Origin of the sequence: Dyadobacter beijingensis DSM 21582 (assembly GCF_000382205.1) — a bacterium.
Taxonomy (GTDB): Bacteria; Bacteroidota; Bacteroidia; order Cytophagales; family Spirosomataceae; genus Dyadobacter; species Dyadobacter beijingensis.
Genome location: NZ_KB907787.1, coordinates 98,360 through 119,267 on the forward strand (window position 1 = coordinate 98,360; position 20,908 = coordinate 119,267).

22 protein-coding genes are annotated in these 20,908 nt (G+C 50.2%); 11 read left to right on the plus strand and 11 right to left on the minus strand.

Going from position 1 to position 20,908, the window contains the following annotated elements; genetic code table 11:
- Positions 1–58: 58 nt before the first annotated feature.
- Positions 59–265: a hypothetical protein gene (locus H144_RS35075; RefSeq protein ID WP_019941456.1), complete on the minus strand. Its 207-nt coding sequence runs from the start codon at positions 263–265 to the stop codon at positions 59–61.
- Positions 266–367: 102 nt separating this feature from the next.
- Here H144_RS35075 and H144_RS0107615 point away from each other — a divergent pair, with 102 nt between their 5' ends.
- Positions 368–1,768 (plus strand): BatD family protein, encoded by a 1,401-nt coding sequence (locus H144_RS0107615; RefSeq protein WP_019941457.1) that lies wholly within the window; start codon positions 368–370, stop codon positions 1,766–1,768.
- 5 nt (positions 1,769–1,773) lie between these two features.
- Positions 1,774–2,853 carry a chorismate synthase gene (gene aroC, locus H144_RS0107620; RefSeq protein ID WP_019941458.1) on the plus strand — a complete coding sequence of 360 codons (1,080 nt, stop codon included), beginning with the start codon at positions 1,774–1,776 and terminating at the stop codon, positions 2,851–2,853.
- On the opposite strand, the gene H144_RS34255 is transcribed toward aroC, so the two are convergent.
- The 3 genes from H144_RS34255 to H144_RS0107635 all read right to left on the minus strand — a co-directional run bounded on the left by H144_RS34255 (position 2,854) and on the right by H144_RS0107635 (position 5,551).
- Positions 2,854–3,045, minus strand: coding sequence for a hypothetical protein (locus H144_RS34255; protein WP_157504589.1), 192 nt, complete (start codon positions 3,043–3,045; stop codon positions 2,854–2,856).
- 130 nt (positions 3,046–3,175) lie between these two features.
- Complete coding sequence (locus H144_RS0107630) at positions 3,176–4,519, minus strand: Gfo/Idh/MocA family protein (RefSeq protein ID WP_019941460.1); 1,344 nt, start codon at positions 4,517–4,519, stop codon at positions 3,176–3,178.
- Positions 4,520–4,543: 24 nt separating this feature from the next.
- A complete protein-coding gene (locus H144_RS0107635) occupies positions 4,544–5,551 on the minus strand; it encodes a formylglycine-generating enzyme family protein (protein ID WP_019941461.1) in 1,008 nt (335 codons plus the stop codon).
- 111 nt (positions 5,552–5,662) lie between these two features.
- On the opposite strand from H144_RS0107635, the gene H144_RS0107640 reads away from it, so the two are divergent.
- Complete coding sequence (locus tag H144_RS0107640; RefSeq protein WP_019941462.1) at positions 5,663–7,558, plus strand: ABC-F family ATP-binding cassette domain-containing protein; 1,896 nt, start codon at positions 5,663–5,665, stop codon at positions 7,556–7,558.
- Positions 7,559–7,615: 57 nt separating this feature from the next.
- On the plus strand, positions 7,616–8,248 hold the full coding sequence (locus tag H144_RS0107645) for a DedA family protein (RefSeq protein ID WP_019941463.1): 633 nt from the start codon (positions 7,616–7,618) through the stop codon (positions 8,246–8,248).
- A 1-nt stretch (position 8,249) separates the two neighbouring features.
- On the opposite strand, the gene H144_RS0107650 is transcribed toward H144_RS0107645, so the two are convergent.
- Positions 8,250–8,519 (minus strand): helix-turn-helix domain-containing protein, encoded by a 270-nt coding sequence (locus H144_RS0107650; RefSeq protein WP_229207859.1) that lies wholly within the window; start codon positions 8,517–8,519, stop codon positions 8,250–8,252.
- A gap of 177 nt (positions 8,520–8,696) precedes the next feature.
- Between H144_RS0107650 and H144_RS0107655 the strand changes: the two genes are divergently transcribed.
- The 3 genes from H144_RS0107655 to H144_RS0107665 all read left to right on the plus strand — a co-directional run bounded on the left by H144_RS0107655 (position 8,697) and on the right by H144_RS0107665 (position 11,243).
- Positions 8,697–9,428 carry a hypothetical protein gene (locus H144_RS0107655; RefSeq protein ID WP_019941465.1) on the plus strand — a complete coding sequence of 244 codons (732 nt, stop codon included), beginning with the start codon at positions 8,697–8,699 and terminating at the stop codon, positions 9,426–9,428.
- A 297-nt stretch (positions 9,429–9,725) separates the two neighbouring features.
- Positions 9,726–10,646, plus strand: coding sequence for a hypothetical protein (locus H144_RS0107660; RefSeq protein ID WP_019941466.1), 921 nt, complete (start codon positions 9,726–9,728; stop codon positions 10,644–10,646).
- Positions 10,647–11,243, plus strand: a complete 597-nt coding sequence (locus H144_RS0107665) for a hypothetical protein (RefSeq protein ID WP_019941467.1) — start codon at positions 10,647–10,649, stop codon at positions 11,241–11,243.
- On the opposite strand, the gene H144_RS0107670 is transcribed toward H144_RS0107665, so the two are convergent.
- Positions 11,204–11,731 carry a gamma carbonic anhydrase family protein gene (locus tag H144_RS0107670; protein WP_019941468.1) on the minus strand — a complete coding sequence of 176 codons (528 nt, stop codon included), beginning with the start codon at positions 11,729–11,731 and terminating at the stop codon, positions 11,204–11,206. The genes H144_RS0107665 and H144_RS0107670 overlap by 40 nt on opposite strands.
- A 90-nt stretch (positions 11,732–11,821) precedes the next feature.
- Between H144_RS0107670 and H144_RS0107675 the strand changes: the two genes are divergently transcribed.
- Positions 11,822–12,382 (plus strand): YqgE/AlgH family protein, encoded by a 561-nt coding sequence (locus tag H144_RS0107675; protein WP_019941469.1) that lies wholly within the window; start codon positions 11,822–11,824, stop codon positions 12,380–12,382.
- Positions 12,383–12,385: 3 nt separating this feature from the next.
- On the opposite strand, the gene H144_RS0107680 is transcribed toward H144_RS0107675, so the two are convergent.
- A complete protein-coding gene (locus H144_RS0107680; protein WP_229207860.1) occupies positions 12,386–12,607 on the minus strand; it encodes a hypothetical protein in 222 nt (73 codons plus the stop codon).
- Positions 12,608–12,776: 169 nt separating this feature from the next.
- Between H144_RS0107680 and H144_RS0107685 the strand changes: the two genes are divergently transcribed.
- The 3 genes from H144_RS0107685 to gcvP all read left to right on the plus strand — a co-directional run bounded on the left by H144_RS0107685 (position 12,777) and on the right by gcvP (position 17,382).
- Complete coding sequence (locus H144_RS0107685; protein ID WP_019941471.1) at positions 12,777–14,033, plus strand: metallophosphoesterase; 1,257 nt, start codon at positions 12,777–12,779, stop codon at positions 14,031–14,033.
- A gap of 89 nt (positions 14,034–14,122) precedes the next feature.
- Positions 14,123–14,356: a hypothetical protein gene (locus H144_RS0107690; protein WP_019941472.1), complete on the plus strand. Its 234-nt coding sequence runs from the start codon at positions 14,123–14,125 to the stop codon at positions 14,354–14,356.
- A gap of 131 nt (positions 14,357–14,487) precedes the next feature.
- Complete coding sequence (gcvP, locus tag H144_RS0107695) at positions 14,488–17,382, plus strand: aminomethyl-transferring glycine dehydrogenase (protein ID WP_019941473.1); 2,895 nt, start codon at positions 14,488–14,490, stop codon at positions 17,380–17,382.
- Between the two features lie 111 nt (positions 17,383–17,493).
- On the opposite strand, the gene H144_RS0107700 is transcribed toward gcvP, so the two are convergent.
- From H144_RS0107700 to H144_RS0107715, 4 genes are read right to left on the minus strand one after another with little or no spacing between them, the layout of a single operon-like run.
- Complete coding sequence (locus H144_RS0107700) at positions 17,494–18,012, minus strand: NADH-quinone oxidoreductase subunit J family protein (protein ID WP_019941474.1); 519 nt, start codon at positions 18,010–18,012, stop codon at positions 17,494–17,496.
- Between the two features lie 35 nt (positions 18,013–18,047).
- Entirely contained in the window at positions 18,048–18,641 is a 594-nt protein-coding gene (locus tag H144_RS0107705; protein WP_026350493.1) for a NuoI/complex I 23 kDa subunit family protein, read from the minus strand.
- An 18-nt stretch (positions 18,642–18,659) separates the two neighbouring features.
- Positions 18,660–19,739: an NADH-quinone oxidoreductase subunit NuoH gene (gene nuoH, locus H144_RS0107710; RefSeq protein ID WP_019941476.1), complete on the minus strand. Its 1,080-nt coding sequence runs from the start codon at positions 19,737–19,739 to the stop codon at positions 18,660–18,662.
- Positions 19,740–19,778: 39 nt separating this feature from the next.
- Positions 19,779–20,894: an NADH-quinone oxidoreductase subunit G gene (locus tag H144_RS0107715; RefSeq protein WP_019941477.1), complete on the minus strand. Its 1,116-nt coding sequence runs from the start codon at positions 20,892–20,894 to the stop codon at positions 19,779–19,781.
- Between the last annotated feature and the right edge of the window lie 14 nt (positions 20,895–20,908).

Below are 20,908 nucleotides of genomic sequence, written 5' to 3' on the forward strand. Positions count from 1 at the left end.
GAATCCGGGCGGCTTTCTCGTTTTTAAAGCTCTCGATTATCAAATGGTAATATTGTTGCTAATTGAATGAGGAAAGTCTCTCAAAACATGTGTTCAACACAGGAAGGTGAACAGTCGCATAATGGTCATAACACCATTGCCTAAGCCTTTTAATCTCAGCGGGCATTAACATTCTCAACGCTTTTCTGAGTTCTTTTTCAAATAATTTCCGGTCGAAGCTGACTTTTTGAAGAATAATTTTAATGTATTCAAGCATCGAGGCCATAGGATTATGTAGTTTTGTGGTTTAGGGACAACGTTAAACAAAAAGAAATCCTTAAAACGCTTCGTTTTCAGCAATTCCTAATAAAGATAACGAAAAACTGAAATGAAATTATATGCGTTATTAAATATTTTTTTGTGTTTTTCTGGTATTGCCATCGCGCAGTCCCCGGAAAGTTCGGCCACAATCGAGTTTGGTTCGCGGAATCTTACATTGGATCAGCCGTTTTTGATCTCGGTTGTGCTGCGGGATGTGGAAACAAGGCCGGCCGTTATTTTCCCGGAAATCAAAGACCTGGAAAAGAGAAGTAAGTCGGCGACCAGCTCGGTGAGCACAGTGGATGGGAGGAAGGTGGTCATTCAGACGATTACGCAGGAATATTACGCGACAAAAGCCGGCAACTACCTAATCCCCGAATTCAACCTGAACGTGAATAACCAGCGCCTGCATTCGGAAGAGACGATGGTGGTCTTTGCGAAATCCGGGGAAGAAGGCGAAAATGTACTCGCGGCGGAGGATTTGGATGTGTCGGAGGTTGATGACAATTCGCAATCGGTGTTTTTGTCGGTACAAACGGATAAAAAACAGGTCTACATCCGTCAGGGCTTTTCGGTACGGATCTCTCTTTATATTGCCGAAAATGCGCCGGTGCAAATGGAATTTTACCGTTTCAACGAGCAGCTGCAAGGCATATTGAAGGCGATCAGGCCGGTGACTTGCTGGGAAGAGAATGTGGGCGTGGAGGAGATCATCAAACGAAAGGTGACGATACGCGGAAGGAAATATGCCGAGTACAATATGTACCAGGCGCGGTTCTTTCCCATTACCACGGAGGATATCAGGCTGCCGTCGGTGAAGCTCGATATGCTTGTAACCGAAAACGGCGCCGCCGTGAATGTGGAAAACAAGCTGGTAAAAGCGTTCCGTTCGAAGCCTGTACAGGTGGTGGTAAGGCAGCTGCCCGACCACCCTTTGCGCGACCAGGTGGCCGTAGGGCAGTACAGCTTACGCGAAACACTGTCGAGCGACCTGGTATATCCCGGCGAGAGCGTGCGTTATATGTTCAAAATAGAGGGTGTGGGTAATATCGCCGCCATTCCGGCGCCGGTGATCCAAACCAACTCGTCGTTCGACATTTACCCGCCGGAAGTGAGCCAGGTCGTAAAACGGAGCTATCAGAATGTGGTGGGCGAAAAGACGTTCGATTACTTTGTAGTGCCTAGAAAAGACGGCGAGTTTCCGCTGGGACGGTATTTTCACTGGGTTTATTTTGATATCGAAAAAGGGAAATACGATACATTAAGGTCCGCGGCATCGCTGGAAGTACGGGGCGACGAGTACAAGCTGACCAATTTGTCGCTTTCCGGCTCTTCGGGCTTGTATGATAACCTCGAAAGCCTCGACAGCAGCCGCGAGACGATTGATTATAAAAAAATTTTGAAGGATTTAACCAACATCCTTATTGTGTTGTTGTTGGTAACAATGATTTGGGTATTTAGAAAGTAAGTTTGATGGGCAGTACATACGGTAAGATATTTAAAATAGCCACTTTCGGCGAGTCGCATGGTGTAGGGATTGGCGTGGTGATCGAGGGATGCCCCGCCGGTGTGACATTTGATTCAGATTTCATTCAAAGCGAATTGACGCGCAGAAAGCCCGGACAATCGCGCATTACTACCCAGCGCAAGGAAGCTGACGAATTCGAAGTGCTTTCCGGCGTATTCGAAGGAAAAACGACCGGGACGCCCATTGCGATGGTGATCCGTAACGAAGACCAGCGTAGCAAGGATTATTCGCATATAGCGGCGCAATTCAGGCCTTCGCACGCAGATTATACCTACCAGGTCAAATACGGCGTACGCGATTACCGCGGGGGAGGGCGCAGTTCCGCACGCGAAACGGCCGCACGCGTAGCCGCGGGCGCGCTCGCGAAGCTGATGCTCGCGGAGCTGGGCGTGCGCATTCAGGCGTACGTGTCGCAGGTAGGAACGATGAAGCTCGAAAAAAGCTACCAGGAACTCGACCTTTCCGAAACCGAAAACAATGCGGTGCGTTGCCCGGACCCTGAAATGGCCCAGCAAATGTTTGACTACATCGATAGCATCCGTAAGCAGGGTGACTCGATCGGCGGGGTGGTGAATTGCGTCGTAAAGGGAACACCGGCGGGCTGGGGAGAACCTGTATTTGATAAACTTCACGCTGAACTCGGCAAAGCCATGCTGAGCATTAACGCCGTGAAAGGCTTTGAATACGGCAGCGGCTTTGACGGCGTGCTGCTTCCCGGCTCACAGCATAACGACGCATTCTACACGGACGAAAATGGTGGAGTACACACGCGTACAAACCACTCTGGCGGAATCCAGGGCGGTATTTCAAACGGAGAGGACATCTATTTCCGTACGGCATTCAAGCCGGTCGCTACCATTATGCAGGACCAGGAGAGCGTGGATCAGTACGGTAATGTCGCCATTGTACAGGGAAAAGGGCGCCATGACCCTTGTGTAGTGCCGCGCGCGGTGCCTATCGTGGAGGCGATGACGGCTTTGGTACTGGCGGATTTTTATCTCAGGAACAGATCGGCGAAGCTGTAATCAGGCCTTTCGCCGACGCCGCTGGTTGAGGCTCAAAACGAGCCAGATGGTCCCCAGAAACTCGATGGCCAGGCCACTCAGAATGACGGGATCGCTGAATTGCGTTTTGGAAGAATTTAAAAAAGAACCGGTTGCCAGCACGATCATGCCGGCAAGAAGAATAAGTACAGCGTTTCTCAGGTTAAGTTTCACCGACTACATATTTCGTTCTACAATAAGTATCGTCAAGAATTCGCTTACCGAATATAGGAATTCGCTTTTATAAATACTATTAAAATGCAAAATGGCCCTCAGCGGGCCATTTTGCATTCATAAGCTTGTATTATATCACCTGAGTTTTACCCGGGATCGCCACCGGATAGAGGCCGTCCGGACCAGGAAGGATTTTCGGAGATGCGTCCCACGCCAACTTGTCGGGGAACAGGTTGATATCGGAATTCAATGCTTCCTCCCACTTGATCATCTTGCCCGAGTAGGTCGCCATACGGCCCATGATCGCCGTCATGGTACTTTTCGCGCCGTTTTCAGCATCGGCAAACTTGTATTCACCTTTGGCGATCGCAGCGAAAAGCTCGTCGTGCTCTACCTGATATGGGTTTCTGTAATTAGCATTGTCGTGGTGATAGATCACGCCTCCTTTGTAGTCTTTCAGGATCGTTTTCTTGTCGTCGAAGCTGTCGATACGGCCTTTGGTACCTACGAATGCCTCGTCGACACGGTTCCAGGTTCCTTCGAACTGCCGGCATTGGCTGGAAATCGTCGTGCCGTCGGCGTAAACGAGGTCGAGCGTGTGGTGATCGTAAATTTCGCCATAAGCTTTTCCTGTACGTACCTGGCGGCCGCCGGTTCCCTGGATGGATACGGGATAGCCTTTTTTCACCCAGTTGGCTACGTCGATATTGTGTACGTGCTGCTCCGAAATGTGGTCTCCGCAAAGCCAGTTGAAGTAATACCAGTTTCTCATTTGGTATTCCATTTCAGTCTGGTTAGCCTGGCGTTCCTTCATCCACGGGCTGCTTCCTACCCAGTACACCTGGCCGCCCACGATATCGCCGATCGCGCCGTCGTGAATGCGTTTGATGGCTTCGCGGTAGTTGGCCTGGTAGTGGCGTTGCAGACCCACCACCACATTCAGTTTCTTCTTTTTGGCCTCTTCTGCGAGTTCAAGTACTTTCCGGATACCCGGCGCGTCGGTTGCCACCGGTTTTTCCATGAAAATGTGCTTGTCGTTTTTCACAGCCTCTTCGAAATGTGAAGGACGGAAGCCCGGAGGCGTTGCAAGGATCACTACATCCACATCTTTCAATGCGATGGCCTTTTTAAATGCGTCGAATCCTACAAATTTCCGGTCTTCGGGAACGTCCACTTTCGTTTTTGTGTCAACCGGCTTTCCTGCGGCGTCTTTGTACTTTTTAGCGGTCAGGTTTTTGTAAGCATCGTCGAGACGGTCCTTGAAAGCATCAGCCATAGCCACGATCTGCACGTTTTGGGTAGTGCTCAATGCCTGTGCGGCAGCACCGGTACCACGCCCGCCGCAGCCGATCAACGCAACTTTGATCGTATCACCTACCGCGCTGTTGTAGCCGTAGCCCGTGAAGGGGTTCAGGATGGCACCGCCGGCGATGAGGCCCGATGCTTTCAAAAAATTACGTCTGTTTTGTTCCATTTCGAATTAAGAGTTTAAATATGATCAGTAGTCTTCAATCAACTTGGGGCTGTAATACGCATTGATTTCCTCCTGTGAAGGCGTTTTAAGCGGTCTTACAACGCGGAAACCTACAAATGAAGCGCTGGTCATCCACCATTCGCTTTTCGGCAATTGCGGGTCAAGGATTTTCCACTCGGGTTTGGAAGCTACGCGGGCCGCGCTGCGGAGATCAGCCGCCTCGTCGTCCCATGAACCACCGCGAACGGAAGTCGGATAAAGTTCGGTAACCGGTGCGAATGCTTCACCCTTGGGCTGTTTGGCATAATAATCGGGAATGTACTGATCGAGTGTCCATTCCATAACATTGCCGTGCATATCGTACAATCCCCAGGCATTGGGTTTCTTGGTCCCTACTTTTTTATATGCGGCGTCGCTGTTTTTGCGGTACCAGGCATACTCGTCGATTTTAGCCTCGTCGAAAGAATAGGCTGTTTTGGAGCCTGCGCGGCAAGCATATTCCCATTCGGCTTCGGTGGGAAGGCGGTAGAATATGCCGGTTTTTTCATACAGCCATTTGCAGAAGAAAATGGCGGCATATTGCGTCATGTTGATCGCCGGGTAACCCGAGCGGCCCATTCCGAACGACATATCTACATAAGGAGGGCTGGGGCGTGTGCTGGCGTCGGTTTTCTGAACGCTTTTGTCGGGATCGGGATGGCGTGCGCCCATTTCCTTCTCCATATTCTTGAAAGCGTACAAGTCGTAAATGTCCCAGGTAACTTCGGTTTTACCCATCCAGAAAGGCTCGATTTTGACCTTGTGCTGGGGACCTTCATCGGCTCTGCGGCCTTTTTCGCTGGCCGGGCTGCCCATCATGTATTCACCGCCCGGTATCGCGACCATGTCGTACACCTGAGGGCTGCCTCCGATTTTTTGCGTATAGGTTTTGAAATTACTGTCCTGCGCTACTGCTTTAAAACAAAGAAAAACGGTTAAGATTAGGTAAAGGGATTTTTTGGACATGATAATGAATGTGTTCAATGGAACCATCTAACAGAATATAAGTGGCAATATTAGCCTATTTACCCTATGAAAACGAATTTTTTCTTCGTTGTTTAATATCTGTCCTAACTTTGCATATACAGAATTTGACATTTGAACATGAATTATCTTTCGGCGGAAAATATTGCAAAGTCGTTCGGCGACCGGTGGCTTTTCAGGAACATTAATTTTGGTATAAGCAAAGGGGACAAAATGGCGCTGATCGGGACCAACGGTACCGGAAAAACGACATTCCTGAATATCCTCACAGGCAAAATCCCGGCCGATGAAGGCGAAGTGAGTATTCGGAAGGACATCCGCGTCGGGTACCTCGACCAGAGCCCCGCATTCGACGAGGGCCTGCCAGTGCTGGAAGTGATATTTTCTTCGAATAATCCCGTGGCGCAGGTAGTGAAACGCTACGAGCACGCGATCGAAAATGACGATCACGACGAGCTTGCGGAAATCATGGAGGACATGGACAAGCACAATGCATGGGATTTTGAACACCGTACCAAAGAAGTACTGGGCCGTTTGGGAATTCATCATACCGATAGTCTCTACGGAACACTCTCCGGCGGCCAGCGTAAACGGGTAGCATTGGCCAAAGTGCTTTTGGAAGATCCCGACCTGCTCATTCTCGATGAACCGACCAACCACCTCGACCTCGATACCGTCGAATGGCTCGAAGAATACCTTAATACCTCGAATACGACATTGCTGGTGGTAACCCACGACCGCTATTTCCTCGATACGGTGTGCAACCAGATGCTCGAACTGGACCACGGTTCGGCGTACACCTATAAAGGTAATTACTCATACTTCCTCGAAAAGAAGGCCGAGCGCGAAGAACTCGAAGCGGCTACGATCGACAAGGCGCGCAACCTCATGCGCAAGGAGCTGGAATGGATCAGAAAACAGCCGAAAGCGCGCGGTACCAAGGCCAAATACCGCATTGATGCATTTGAAGACCTGAAAGAAAAGGCGACGCAGAAAAAGTTCGATGTGCAAATGGAGCTGAATGTGCGCACCTCGCGACTCGGCAGCAAGATCATCGAGCTGGAAAACATCAGTAAGGGATTTGGCGAACGCGAACTGATCAAAAATTTCGAATACACCTTCCGCCGCGGCGACCGCATTGGTGTGGTAGGAAAGAACGGGATGGGCAAATCGACCCTGCTGAACATGATCACAGGTGAATTGCAGCCCGATAAGGGCAGGATCAGCACCGGCGAAACGGTCCAGTTTGGCTATTACAAGCAAACCGACCTCGTTTTTAATGAAAACCAGCGCGTGATCGATATCGTGAAGGACGTGGCGGAGGTGGTGCAGCTCGGAACGGGCGAAACCGTTACGGTAAGCCATCTGTTGCAGGCATTCCTGTTTTCGCCGTCGAAGCAATATGATTTTATTTCCAAGTTGAGCGGGGGAGAAAGGCGGCGTTTGCAGCTTTTACTGATCCTGATCAAACAGCCCAACTTCCTGATCCTCGATGAGCCGACGAACGACCTGGACATCGATAGCCTGAATGTACTGGAAGAGTTTCTGCTCAACTTTCCAGGCTGCCTGATGATCGTTTCCCACGACCGCTACTTCCTGGACCGTCTCGTGCAGCACATTTTCGTGTTTGACGGAGAGGGCAAGATCAGTGATTTTCCGGGGAATTATACCGAGCTCCGCGACTATCAAGACGAGCAGGAGGCAGAAAAGAAACTGGCCGCGAACAATGCGCCGAAGGCCCCAGCGCCGGCTCCGGCAGCGCCTAAGGAAGCGGCACCAGTTCCATCCGCACCGGTTTCTGCCAAGCGCAAATTAAGCTACAAGGAACAAAAGGAGATGGAACAACTGGAAGCAGACCTCGCCAAATTGGAAAAAACGAAGACGCAACTCGTTGAAAATCTGAACAGTGGTGGTTCGCATGAAGACCTTGCGAAATGGTCGAAGCAGATCGAGGAAATCAATGAAAGTCAGGAGGAGAAGGAACTCCGCTGGCTGGAACTGTCGGAAAATGCTTAATTTTAGAACATTAACAAACCCGGAGGCGGCGAATGGGCCGATTTAAGATTACAGATTATGGATTCAATTGTCGAGTTTTTCCAGTACATTCTTAATTCAGAGGAAATCATCCGTACTGGCGGGCTCCTGGTCATAACCTTTATCGTCTTTGCCGAAAACGGCCTGTTCTTCGCTTTCTTCCTTCCGGGCGATTACCTCGTATTCCTGGCCGGCGTGTTTTGCGGCACCGGCATTCTGGACGTCCCGATCCTCATTTTGCTGACCAGCATGTTCACGGCCGCGGTGCTCGGATCACTGGTGGGGTATATTTTCGGGAAATACTTCGGCGATATGTTCGAAAACCGCCCGGATTCCTTCTTTTTCAAAAAGAAACACATTGAAACTACGCGTAACTATTTTGAAAAGTATGGCAGCAGGACGTTGATTATCAGTCGCTTTCTGCCGATTGTGCGCACATTCGCGCCGATTCTCGCGGGTCTGGTCAAAATGTCTTTCCCGGCGTTTCTGATCAATAATGTGGTAGGAGGTGCCGTCTGGATTTTCACACTGACGGGCGGGGGCTACCTATTCGGGGAGAAATTCCCGTGGATCGTGGACTACGTGCAGTACATCATTCTTTTCTTCCTGGCAATCACCACATTCACCGTCATTAAGGGCTATCTGAACGCCCGGAAAGGGATGGCGGAGTAAATCAGGCGGGGACGGCTACCCCATTCCTCTTTTTAATGATCCGTCGTTCCGGCAATACGCCGTTACCTTTAAACAGCACCGTTACCACTACGAGAATATCAAGCTGCAATGATATTGCGAGCTTGTGAAGTATTTGTACATCCAATTTTCGTTTGTTGTTTTCAATTCTGTTAACGACGGAGGCCGATACGTGCAGGCTCATCGCCAATGCTTCCTGGGAAAGGCCTGCCCATTCTCTCAGTTTCCTGAAATTGCTTCCGAAATCGATCATAGTGTGCTTGTATCTGAGTGACTTGGCAAAGTTAGCCGCTTTTTGAAATTGCCAAACAGGACCCACCCGTTCCGCGACAATTCGTGCGGAAACCGCATGAACTCGTGCGCTTTCCGCAACATCAATTAGCAAGTAGTTCATTTACCTTGTGAGGTAGTTTCACAAAGCGTAAATGAGATGGGTAATTCATCAACAAACTTTAACAAAAATGCTCTTGGGGGTACCATCAGGGGCATTTTTGCATTAAATGCCAGGACTTTGTGGCGGGCGCTATTTATTTCGGTGACGGCCGCATTATCGTCGTTCGCGGTTCACGTCTCACACGCGCAAAGTGCTATGCGCAATACCGCGAAGACCGATAGTATGATACAGGCTCAGAGGTGGGATGTGAGCATTGATCTTTTCCGGCTTTCTTATGGGAAATCTCAGTCTGTCATGATACGGTATGGTACTTGGAACAAAGGTGCATGGCGGCTTTGCCTTGGTAATGGCGGGTATTCGGATTTAAAAGTGGGATCTGAACCTGACACATTAGGAGGCCAAACTCCTGTGCCGGATTACAGGCATAAGGGAGCCAGCCTGGACTTTCAACTCGGTTACGAAGCCCACAAAAGCATAAAACGTCATCAGCTCTTTTTCGGCTCTGACATTACCTATCAATTCAGTTTTGGTTCTTATACCTACCCGCCAAACGGCAGAGGCTCGATAAGTACCATTGGCTTGGGCCCATTTGTGGGAGTCAAATACCGGATCCTGGGCAGGTTGTCGGTTTCCATTGAAGCCCAGGCTCATTTCGCTTACAATGTTCAGCGTTTTGCGCCGAACCAAGGCACCGCATGGGACGATAACCGACTACTCTCAGTCAATTTTTATCCAGTCCATTCTATCAATCTGTCTTATCACTTTTAAAACCATTTAGCATTATGAAGGTCACACACTTATGCACTAAAATCAAAAGAGTCGCTCAAAGCTTCGCATCAATTCGTGCGGAAACCGCGTGATTTCGTGCGGTTTCCGCAACATCAATTCGCAATTAGTTCATTTGCTTTGTGAGGTAATTTCACAAAGCGTAAATGACATGGGTACTTCATCAACAAGCTTAGACCAAGTGCTTTTTGGGGATACCTATTTCATGCCACTATTGGTGAGCGCGACTTGTGAGATGAGTCAAACATGTTTATCAAACACACTTAAAATTTATTTTTTATGGAAAGCTTAAAAACAAATCCTTTTGGCCTGTTGCTGAGCGTATTCGCATTTGTTATCGGCTCAATTATTTTTTCATCCTGCCAAAAGAGTCATGAAGAAATAGCACCTCCACAAGTGTTTAAATCGCCGAAAGCTGCAAATGATGCGTATGCGAAGTTGTCGAACGATAATATCGGGTCGTTGGATTGCTCCACATTAAATGAGAATGCCCTGAATAACAAATACCGCGCGAAGACGGTAGCGCAGTACGGAGCGGCAGGCGGAACCTGGTATGATAATCTGGTCGCTTCGTACAAATCGAATCCCAACGCATATGCGTTTAACCCCGCATATTCGAAGATATTTAACTACAAGTCTCAGATAATACAGGCAATTCAGAAAGGCGCCAAGGACCTTTTCAATAGCTATTGTATCGACAATACTCCCGGTTGTAACGCGCAAATTTTTTGGAGTTCTTATCTCAAAGATGCCATCGACGTGTACCTGAATCCTATCAAGACCAATATTTCGAATAATGGTACCCTTACAGCCATTGAAAAGGGTGTACTGAACGCGGCGATTCAAGCCTATTATGACAATTTCGATGAGGCGACTAACTATTATGCAACAGATGGTAAATCCTGTTTCCCGGATCCGATATGGTCTGGTGGTGACAGCTCCTATCAGGCCGACTTATTCGGAGGACTTGGAAAAGTGATCCGGAAGATCATCAACATCGCGGCGACTATCGTAACAGAGGTTGTGGAGAAATCTGTTTATGGCGCTCTTACAGGTTTGATACTCGGCGCACCTATTGCAGGTATCGGAACTGTACCTGCTGCAATTTTTGGTGCTGGTTTTGGTGGTTTTCTTGGTCTTGTAGCTGGGGTAGACCGGTGCGTGAAGGGCGGATATGTTTGTTTGGTTTCCTCTATCTAAGTGGAAAAACTTAAACAGTCAATGCCAGCTATGTTGATATATCTATTTAATCGATATCTGCTATGCTTGTTGCTGTGGCTTGTAATGCCGGAGAGCGTCGCCCAAAAACCCTTTTTCCTCATCCAATCCGTCAAGACAAGTAAAACGGACAAGGTCAAAAAAGGGCACTTTATACAATGCATTCAGAAGAATTCTTTCGGACAGGAGGAGTTCTGTTTTGGGGAAGTCATAGACATCCGGCACGATGGGGTGAAGCTTCGGGAAAATCCTTTTATTCCTGGCAGCGGCGGATTTGCCTTTTATGAGGACATTGTCAATATTGACAAAATCAGGCTTATCAAAAGGGGAATGCTCCAATCGTGCATAACCGGGCTGGTACTTGGGGAGTTGACGATCGCTTTCCAGCTTACCAGGCCTGTTACCGGGCCTCTTGCAGGTATTGGTGTGTACTTTACGATGTTGCGGGCTATCAAGCGAAAAAGAAAATCACTCTTCGAAAACCGCGTTCCCGAGGTAGTTATTCTCATCCCTCCGGGCGTAGGGCCGCAAGGTGATCGTTATTTCGAGCCTTCGTCTTCTTTGAACCAGCCTGAATAAAGAAGATAGTTGTTTGCAGTCCGGTCGATGGCGGCGTTGAGCTCCGGGGAGACGTTTTTGAGGAACTTGGCGGGGTTGCCGGCGTAGATCGTGCCGGGAGGGACTTTTGTGCCCTGGGTGACGATCGCGCCAGCCGCAATAATGGCGCCTTCGCCTACCACCGCGCCGTCCATGACAATGGCCCCCATGCCGATCAGCACGTGGTCTTCGATCGTGCAGCCGTGCACAATGGCATTATGCGCAATGGATACGTAATTCCCGACCGTGGTCGCGAAGCGCTGGTACGTACAATGGATCACGGCGCCGTCCTGTACATTGGAATGGTGCCCGATGCGGATGCTGTTCACATCCCCGCGGATCACCGCATTGAACCAAACAGTACAATTTTCACCTAACACCACATCGCCGACAATGGTAGCATTTTCTGCAAACCAGCAACTCTCGGGATAGGTTGGGTGATGTCCGCGGACAGATTTTATCAATGCCATGATCTCATTTTTATTATATTTTGGGCAATATCAGGTTTTCAGTGCGAAAAATAAATATATTTCGTTTTTGAATTAACTATCTGTCAGGGTATGCCGTCAGCCGCAAAAGTTTCGAAAGGAGGCTTGCTCATTGCCAAGCCTTTTCTGGGTGATCCCAATTTTGAAAGGGGAGTGATCCTCATGTGCGAGCATAATGAGCAGGGCAGTTTCGGTTTTGTACTAAACCAGACAACCGACCTTTTCCTGGGCGATGTACTGGAAGAGACTATTTATCAGGATATTACACTGCATTTGGGAGGCCCTGTCGAGAAGAATACCCTGCATTTTATCCACCGCCGTCCCGACCTCGTTACCGGGGGCACCGAGATCATGAAAGATGTGTACTGGGGAGGCGATTTTCAGAATGTCAAAACCCTCCTGAACCTGAATACGCTGAAACAGGAGGACGTCATGTTCTTCATCGGGTACTCGGGATGGAGCGGAGGGCAGCTCGACGAGGAGATCAAGCAAGACTCCTGGATCATTTCCAGCACCACTTCCGACTTCCTTTTTTCCACCCCTCCCGGCAATTTCTGGCGTGAAATCCTGCGCAACATGGGCGGCGAATACCGTTCCATCGCGCATTACCCCATCGATCCGCGCTTAAACTAAGCCTTAGTTTGGCTGATTCAGACCACGCACCGATTCGTAATCGGATTTGATGCGCGCCACTTCGTGTGTCAGGAAATGCTGCAATTCCTCATTGAAAACTTTTTGCTCGTCCTCAGGCAGCGATGTGTACAAATCTTTCAATTCCTGATTGATCGCTGCTCGTTCCTGGTCGCTTCCCGCATTCATAGACCGAATGTGGAATCGTTTGAAGTCGTATTTAGGCATAACTGAAAAAGGATAATTCGCAAAAGTACCGAAAACCGTTTAGCAACAGAAATCAACCTTCGGCACATCCATTGATCCATTGCTGTACATTCATCAATAATCCATTCACATACTGAACGTGAAATTGCTGGTCTGTGTTTGTCGTTGATATGACAACGATCATTTTAAAATGAATAGAACCTTCTTTTTTATCATACTTACATTCATCCTTTTTGCCATCGACTGGTATGTCTGGCAAGGCTTGAAACTGGCCATCCGCGGCCTGGCACCTATAACGCAACGCTGGATCGGAGGCGCTTACTGGGCCCTCACATTACTGACCCTCGGTGCCTATATCGGCATGCAGCTCCTTCCCCCGGATTATTTCAAAAGTACGACGCGCACGTTCGTGGTGGCATTCATCGCCATTCCCTATCTCTCGAAATTACTGGCAGTCGTGATCCTGCTGATCGACGACGTGCGCCGCTTTTTCCAATGGATCATCAGCTTTTTTGCTCCTTCGGTGGCCACTCCTTCTCCCGAAACCGGCGAGCCGACTATCCCGCGTTCGCAGTTTCTGGCGACTACTGCCGTGGTGGCGGGGACGGGGCTTCTGGGCACATTTGCCTACGGAATCCTCTCCGGAGCACACGATTACCGCATCCGGCGGGTGAAAGTGCCTTTGAAAAACCTGCCGCGGCAATTTCACGGGATGAAAATCGCCCAGTTGTCGGATATCCACTCAGGCAGTTTCTTCAATAAAACAGCCGTGAAAGGTGGCGTCGAAATGCTGATGAAGGAAAAACCGGACATTGCATTTTTCACGGGCGACCTCGTGAATGACCGTGCGCTGGAAGTGAAAGATTATATCAACATTTTCGACAAGGTGAAAGCGCCGCTCGGCGTGCATTCGGTGCTGGGGAACCACGATTACGGCGACTATTTCCACTGGGCCGATGCGCAATCGAAAACCAGTAACCTCTCCGATTTGAAAAAAGCGCATGAACTGCTGGGCTGGAAGCTGATGCTCGACGAAAACCGTGCGATAACTGTGGACGGCGAGTCTATTGGGTTAATCGGTATTCAAAACTGGGGTGCCGGGAATTTTGCCAAATACGGCAACCTCGAAAAAGCATATGACGGAACGGAGGATTACCCTGTCAAAATATTGCTTTCGCATGATCCGAGCCATTGGGAAGCGCAGGTTTTGCCTGGTTATAAGGACATTGACCTCGCGCTCGCGGGCCACACGCACGGAATGCAATTCGGAGTGGAAATCGGTAAACTGAAATGGAGCCCGGTACAATATCGGTACAAACAATGGGCCGGGCTTTACGAGCAGAATGAGCAGTATTTGTATGTCAACCGGGGCTTCGGCTATCTGGGCTATCCCGGTCGCGTGGGTATTCTGCCCGAAATCACGATCCTGGAATTGGTAAAGGCGTAAATTTTCGCAAAATTGTGAACGGGTCGGCGCTGCGCATACCGAAACCGGGGCGCGCGGCGTTCCCTTAGTAACCTTTGAAGATCCATCGAATGAAACTCACGAAGAAAATTACTCCCTGGCTGCTGGTACTCGCATTGATTTGCAGTATTTCAGGTTTACAAGCAGTTTCGGCGTCGCCTGTCGCCACGGCAGCCGCGCCGGATGCCACCAAGGTGGAATTGTTTGGTAAAAAGAAGAAATACAAAGGTTACAAAAAGCCGAGGTCCAAGAAATTCCTCGGAATATTCAAGCGAAAAACCGACTGCGGCTGCCCTAACCACTAGGAACTTCCCGTTCATACATTTTGTACATATTCAAGAGTAAGCATACCCATCATTCTCTGAGAGATTTGGTTGGATTTGCTTACTTTTGTATTTTAAAATCACCTAATAGCGGCATTCTCAGCCTAACTTGAATGAAAGTTAATCTTCGAAACCAGGACAAGTTTGAAAACCGTCACCACGGTAAAGATGAACAGGAATTGCAGGAAATGTTGAAGACCATCGGAGCCGGATCAGTGGATGAACTGATCGACCAGACTCTGCCTTCTGCGATTCGTCTACAAAAACCACTCAACTTGCCGAGACCGAAATCGGAGCAGGAATTTTTACAATACATTAAAAGACTGGCTTCGAAAAACGCAGTGCTGAAATCTTATATCGGCACGGGCTATTACGACACCATCACACCGAACGTCATCCTGAGGAATATCCTCGAAAACCCGGCCTGGTACACGGCGTATACCCCTTACCAGGCAGAAATCGCGCAAGGAAGGCTTGAAATGCTCCTGAACTTCCAGACGGTGGTAACAGACCTGACGGGTATGGAAATCGCGAACGCATCGTTGCTCGATGAGGCAACAGCGGCAGCCGAGGCGATGACCATGCTGCACGCGCTGAAAGGGCCATCGAGAAAAAAAGCGAATACCTTTTTCGTATCGGAACTTTGCCACCCGCAAACGATCGACCTCATTTATACCCGCGCGAAGCCGATCGGCATCGACGTGGTGGTAGGCAACCACGCGACGGCTGACCTCTCCGACGAAAATATTTACGCCGCGCTGGTACAATACCCCGCCACCAACGGCGAAGTGATCGACTACACCGATTTTATCTCTACCGCCCACGAACTGGGCATTACCGTAGCCGTGGCCGCGGACCTGCTCGCATTGACGCTCCTGAAATCGCCGGGCGAGATGGGTGCCGATGTGGTAATAGGCTCGTCGCAGCGCTTCGGCGTGCCGATGGGCTATGGCGGCCCGCACGCAGCGTATTTCGCGACGAAAGATGCTTACAAACGTCAGATTCCGGGCCGCATTATCGGCGTATCGGTGGATGGCGAAGGCAACCGCGCATTGCGCATGGCGTTGCAGACCCGCGAGCAGCACATCCGCCGCGAGAAGGCGACTTCGAATATTTGTACCGCACAGGTTTTGCTGGCAGTGATCGCCGGGGCATACTCTGTATACCACGGGCCGGAAGGCATTAAAAATATTGCGTCCCGCGTGCATGGGCTCACACGCCTTTTCGTGGACACGGTAAAGAAATTCAACTACGACGTTACCACCGAAAACTTTTTCGATACGGTGACGATCAATACGCCATTGACGCGCAAGCTGCGCGAACAGGCGTTGAAATATGGTATTAACCTGCTTTACCACGGCGACGAGAGCCTTTCCGTTTCGTTCGACGAGGCCAAGACTTTCGACGACGTGATCGCATTGCTGAATGTGTTTGCCGAAATTTCCGGCTTCCAGGGTGAGATGGTGATCGACGAGGAACTCGAAATTTCGATTCCTGAGAACCTGGTAAGAACGTCGGAATACCTGACGCACCCGGTTTTCAACACGCACCACACCGAGCACGAAATGCTGCGTTACCTGAAATCATTGGAGAACAAAGACCTTTCATTGGTCCATTCGATGATCTCGCTCGGCAGCTGCACCATGAAACTCAATGCGACTGCCGAAATGATCCCGCTGACATGGCCGGAATTTGGCGGTTTGCACCCGTTTGCGCCAACCAACCAGGTCGGCGGTTACGCCCAGTTGGTAAGCGAGCTGAATATCTGGCTTTGCGAAATCACCGGTTTTGCGGCGATGTCATTCCAGCCTAACTCAGGTGCACAAGGCGAATATGCCGGTTTGATGGCGATCCGTGCCTACCACGAAAGCCGTGGCGATGTGCACCGCAATGTGGCGCTCATCCCGTCCTCGGCGCACGGTACCAACCCTGCTTCGGCGGTAATGGCCGGTATGAAGGTGGTGGTTACCAAATGCGACGAGCGCGGTAATATCGACGTAGCGGACTTGCGCGCAAAGGCAGAGCAATATGCGAACGAGCTGTCGTGTTTGATGGTAACCTATCCTTCGACGCACGGTGTTTACGAAGAAAGCATTATCGAGATCTGCGAAATGATCCATTCATTCGGCGGACAAGTTTATATGGACGGTGCGAATATGAATGCACAGGTTGGATTGACCAGCCCCGCGAGTATCGGCGCCGACGTTTGCCACCTCAATTTGCATAAAACATTCTGTATCCCTCATGGCGGCGGCGGCCCTGGCGTAGGACCGATCGGCGTGGCCGAGCACCTCATGCCGTTCCTGCCGGGCCACGTGAATTTCAGCACGCAGCCTGATCACCTGCCAAACGGCCAGGCCGGAGCTGTTTCCGCTGCACCTTACGGCAGCGCGAGCATTCTCACGATCTCTTACGCGTACATTGCGATGATGGGCGGAGAAGGATTGACCAATGCGACCAAATACGCCATCCTGAATGCGAACTATATTAAGGAACGCCTGAGCGGGCATTTTGAAGTGCTTTACACGGGTACAAATGGCCGCTGTGCGCACGAAATGATCGTCGACTGCCGTGGCTTCAAAGCGGCGGGTGTAGAAGCGGAGGATCTGGCCAAACGCCTGATGGATTACGGTTTCCACGCACCGACGCTTTCATTCCCCGTTGCCGGTACATTGATGATCGAGCCGACCGAATCCGAATCAAAAGCGGAGCTGGATCGTTTCTGCGATGCGATGATCTCGATCCGTAACGAAATCCGTGAAGTGGAAGAAGGCGTTGCAGACCGTGCAGACAACGTTTTGAAGAATGCACCGCATACTTCCCGCGTATTGCTGAGCGAGAACTGGACACGTTCTTACAGCCGTGAAAAAGCCGCATTCCCACTGCCATACCTGCGTTTCAACAAGTTCTGGCCAAGTGTAAGCCGCGTGGACAGCGCCTACGGCGATCGCAACCTGATTTGCTCTTGTATCCCGGTTGAAGCTTACTCCGAAGTGGAGGAAGCGTAATCCGGAAGCGGATAAAACAAAAATGGAGATGTCCGAAAGGGCATCTCCATTTTTTATGTCTGTTTGTTTAGAGTTAAATTAAAAACTCATAAACTTTAAACTCATGGACTCCTAAAAGTGGCGCTCGCCAATCTCTCTTTTACCCAGCAACACAGCACCTACCATTGCTACCAGCAGCAGAATGGACGCTAATTCAAATGGCAGCAGGTATTCTCGGAAAAGCATATGGCCGAGGTTTTCGATCATACCCACCTGTGAATCGTAAGTTTGCGGATTGAATGGCTCGATGGCCGTTTTGCGGTATGCACCGAAAAGGATCACGAATACGGTCCCGCCGACAATCGTGGCGGCTATTTTGGTGAGATTGGTTTTGGCTTCCTCCTGATCCTGCTTCATATTTAAAAACATGATCACAAAGAGAAAAAGTACCATAATCGCCCCGGCGTAGACGATGATGTTCACCGCCGCCAGGAACTGCGCATTCAGCAGGATATAGTGACCTGAAAGCGTGAAAAACGTCAGGATCAGGTATAGCACGCTGTGAATAGGGTTACGCGATACCACGACCATCACCGCGCTCAGGATGGTCAGGAAGGAGAGAAAGTAAAAAAATGATACTGCTGAATTCATAATGTTTGTAACTGCTGACAGTCTTGGTTTACCGATCAGGGAATAGCTCTTGGGACAACATTGGTTGCTTCTCCATTGGCTCTTTTTGCGTCGAGCAAGTGAGCCTCCTCCTTCGTCCAGGCCTCGCGGGTGTAGCGGTTGTTCATATCTTCCACGAGAAGATCCTTGCCCCAGATAACCTGGTCGCGCTCGGTGAATACCGGCACGAACTCGTCGTGGCGCAGATAAACGGCCTGTTTCGGGCATGCTTCCTCGCAAAGGCCGCAGAAGATGCAGCGCAGCATGTTCACTTCGTAAACCGCCGCGTATTTTTCTTCACGGTACAGGTTTTCTTCCCCTTTTACGCGCTCGGCCGCTACCATGGAAATCGCTTCCGCAGGGCATGCTACCGCGCACAATCCGCAGGCTGTACACCGCTCGCGGCCGTCGGCGTCTCTTTTCAGGATATGTCGTCCGCGGAAAACCGGTCCCAGGTACCGTTTCACTTCCGGGTATTGGATCGTTACTTTCTTGGCAAAAAAGTGCTTGATCGTAATCGCCAGACCGGTTGCAATAGCAGGCAGGTAGGCGCGCTCCGCCAGCGTCATTTGTTTATTGCTTACTTGCTTTGAGCGATTTGTCAATTGCATGGCAATACGATTTTGGAATTAGTTCAACCACGCGGTAATGGCAGGCTTCAGGAAAAGCACGGCTGCACCGGTGATGAGAATGTTAATAATAGCAAGAGGGATCAGCTTCTTCCAGCCGAGGTTCATCAGCTGGTCGTAGCGGAAGCGCGGGATCGTCCAGCGCACCCACATGTAGAAGAACACGAAGAACAACGCTTTCCCGAAGAAAACAGCCGTCCCGATCAGTGTCGCAATGTTATGGCCTACCTCTGTTCCGAGCGATTTTACCAGTTGCTCATATACAAAGTCCATTCCGGGGTAGTTATAACCGCCGAAGTAGAGCACTGAAATGATCGCCGAGGAAATGAACATGTTGATATACTCCGCAAACAGATAGAAACCGAGTTTCATACTGCCGTATTCCGTGTGATAGCCGCCTACAAGCTCCGTTTCGCATTCAGGAAGATCGAAAGGGACGCGGTTACATTCAGCAAATGAGCAGGTGATGAAAATGATGAAGCCCAGCGGCTGGTAGAAGATATTCCAGTTCATCCCGTGCTGCTGCGCCACGATTTCGCCCAGCGAAAGCGAACTGCTCATCATCAGGATCGCGATGAGCGACAGGCCCATGGCCACCTCGTAGCTAATGTTCTGCGAAGCCGCACGAATGGCTCCGAGGAGTGAGAACTTGTTGTTGGAAGCCCAGCCACCTACCATGATACCATACACACCCAGCGCCACGACGCCGAAAACGTACAAAATACCAATGTTCGATTCCACGCCCTGCAACGGCACTTCATGACCTGCAATGCGGAATGTGCTGCCGAATGGAATTACCGCGCTGGCCAGCAATGCCGTGAGCATCGCCAAACTCGGGCCTGCGATAAAAAGCCATTTGTTAGCTAATGCGGGGATAAAATCCTCTTTGAAGAACATTTTACCGGCATCGGCCAGCGGCTGCAAAAGTCCGCCCCAACCGGCCCGGTTAGGTCCGCTGCGGTCCTGGATGAAACCCGCTACTTTACGCTCGGCCCAGGTCGAATACATGGCGATCACGAGCGTAAGCCCGAAAACGGCAACGATGGTGACGGTTTTAACAAGAAATTCTACTAAATCCATTTGAAAGCAATTTTATCCGGCTGCTTTGACTTGATTCTCTTAATTATTGTTGGCCGCCAATGAACGGTGGTTGGCCTTGTCGTTATTCTCAATGCTCTGGTGACGGATCGTGTCTTCGTCGGTCACGTAAGGGCGCGTATCGTCGATCGCCTTGAACTGGGTTGCGGCCAGTTTCAATGCGAAATCGGGCTTCTTAACGAGATCTTTGCGGTATTTGTTGGCAGAAATGACCGAGCTGCGTTTTACCTTGGTAGGGCCTTCCAATACCCATGAGCTGGTTTGTTTGGTCTCAAAACGGCAGGTATTGCAAATGAAGTCGTTCACCTCTCCCCAGGTATTCTTGCGGGCAGTTACGCGGATTACCTCGTCGCCGCGGTACCACAATGTCACCTTGCCGCAGCATTTGTCGCAATCACGGTGCGCGTCTTCCGGTTTGGAGAACCACACGCGGTTTTTAAAACGGAATGTCTTATCGGTCAATGCGCCTACCGGGCACACGTCGATCACGTTTCCGGAGAAATCGTTATCGATCGCTTTTTCAATGTAAGTGCTGATTTCGGAAGCATCTCCGCGGTTCATGACACCATGAACGCGTCCGTCGGTGATCTGGTCTGCCGTGTACACGCAGCGGTAGCAAAGAATGCATCGCGTCATGTGCAGCTGCACATGCGGGCCGATATCGATTTTATCAAAAGTCCTTCTTTCTTCCTCGTAACGCGTTTTCACCGAACCATGCTCAAATGCGAAATCCTGCAAATGGCATTCACCGGCCTGGTCGCAGATAGGACAGTCGAGCGGGTGGTTGATGAGCAGGAACTCCACAATGCTTTTGCGGGTGTCGAGTACTGCCTCGTTGGTCGTGTTTTCTACCACCATGCCGTCCTGCACTTGTGTAATGCACGAAGGAACAAGTTTCGGCATCGGACGAGGGTCTTTCGCTGAGCCAGCGGTCACTTTTACGAGACAAGCGCGGCATTTACCTCCGGAAACCGGAAGCGGTTTATAGTAGCACATCGCCGGCGGAACGAGGTGGCCCTGGCTCTCATCCGCCTCGGCGATCTTGCGCGCCGCCTGCATGATAGTAGTACCGGGTTCAACTTCGACCTCGATGCCATCGAATGTAATTTTCAACAATTGGGGTTTAACTTCTTCCATGTCCAATCCTGTAC

Coding starts and splice junctions, on each gene's coding strand:
- H144_RS35075 (WP_019941456.1), bottom strand. CDS start 265: ATGGCCTCGATGCTTGAATACATTAAAATTATTCTTCAAAAAGTCAGC.
- H144_RS0107615 (WP_019941457.1), top strand. CDS start 368: ATGAAATTATATGCGTTATTAAATATTTTTTTGTGTTTTTCTGGTATT.
- aroC (WP_019941458.1), top strand. CDS start 1,774: ATGGGCAGTACATACGGTAAGATATTTAAAATAGCCACTTTCGGCGAG.
- H144_RS0107630 (WP_019941460.1), bottom strand. CDS start 4,519: ATGGAACAAAACAGACGTAATTTTTTGAAAGCATCGGGCCTCATCGCC.
- H144_RS0107635 (WP_019941461.1), bottom strand. CDS start 5,551: ATGGTTCCATTGAACACATTCATTATCATGTCCAAAAAATCCCTTTAC.
- H144_RS0107640 (WP_019941462.1), top strand. CDS start 5,663: ATGAATTATCTTTCGGCGGAAAATATTGCAAAGTCGTTCGGCGACCGG.
- H144_RS0107645 (WP_019941463.1), top strand. CDS start 7,616: ATGGATTCAATTGTCGAGTTTTTCCAGTACATTCTTAATTCAGAGGAA.
- H144_RS0107650 (WP_229207859.1), bottom strand. CDS start 8,519: ATGATCGATTTCGGAAGCAATTTCAGGAAACTGAGAGAATGGGCAGGC.
- H144_RS0107655 (WP_019941465.1), top strand. CDS start 8,697: ATGGGTAATTCATCAACAAACTTTAACAAAAATGCTCTTGGGGGTACC.
- H144_RS0107660 (WP_019941466.1), top strand. CDS start 9,726: ATGGAAAGCTTAAAAACAAATCCTTTTGGCCTGTTGCTGAGCGTATTC.
- H144_RS0107670 (WP_019941468.1), bottom strand. CDS start 11,731: ATGGCATTGATAAAATCTGTCCGCGGACATCACCCAACCTATCCCGAG.
- H144_RS0107675 (WP_019941469.1), top strand. CDS start 11,822: ATGCCGTCAGCCGCAAAAGTTTCGAAAGGAGGCTTGCTCATTGCCAAG.
- H144_RS0107680 (WP_229207860.1), bottom strand. CDS start 12,607: ATGCCTAAATACGACTTCAAACGATTCCACATTCGGTCTATGAATGCG.
- H144_RS0107685 (WP_019941471.1), top strand. CDS start 12,777: ATGAATAGAACCTTCTTTTTTATCATACTTACATTCATCCTTTTTGCC.
- H144_RS0107690 (WP_019941472.1), top strand. CDS start 14,123: ATGAAACTCACGAAGAAAATTACTCCCTGGCTGCTGGTACTCGCATTG.
- gcvP (WP_019941473.1), top strand. CDS start 14,488: ATGAAAGTTAATCTTCGAAACCAGGACAAGTTTGAAAACCGTCACCAC.
- H144_RS0107700 (WP_019941474.1), bottom strand. CDS start 18,012: ATGAATTCAGCAGTATCATTTTTTTACTTTCTCTCCTTCCTGACCATC.
- H144_RS0107705 (WP_026350493.1), bottom strand. CDS start 18,641: ATGCAATTGACAAATCGCTCAAAGCAAGTAAGCAATAAACAAATGACG.
- nuoH (WP_019941476.1), bottom strand. CDS start 19,739: ATGGATTTAGTAGAATTTCTTGTTAAAACCGTCACCATCGTTGCCGTT.
- H144_RS0107715 (WP_019941477.1), bottom strand. CDS start 20,894: ATGGAAGAAGTTAAACCCCAATTGTTGAAAATTACATTCGATGGCATC.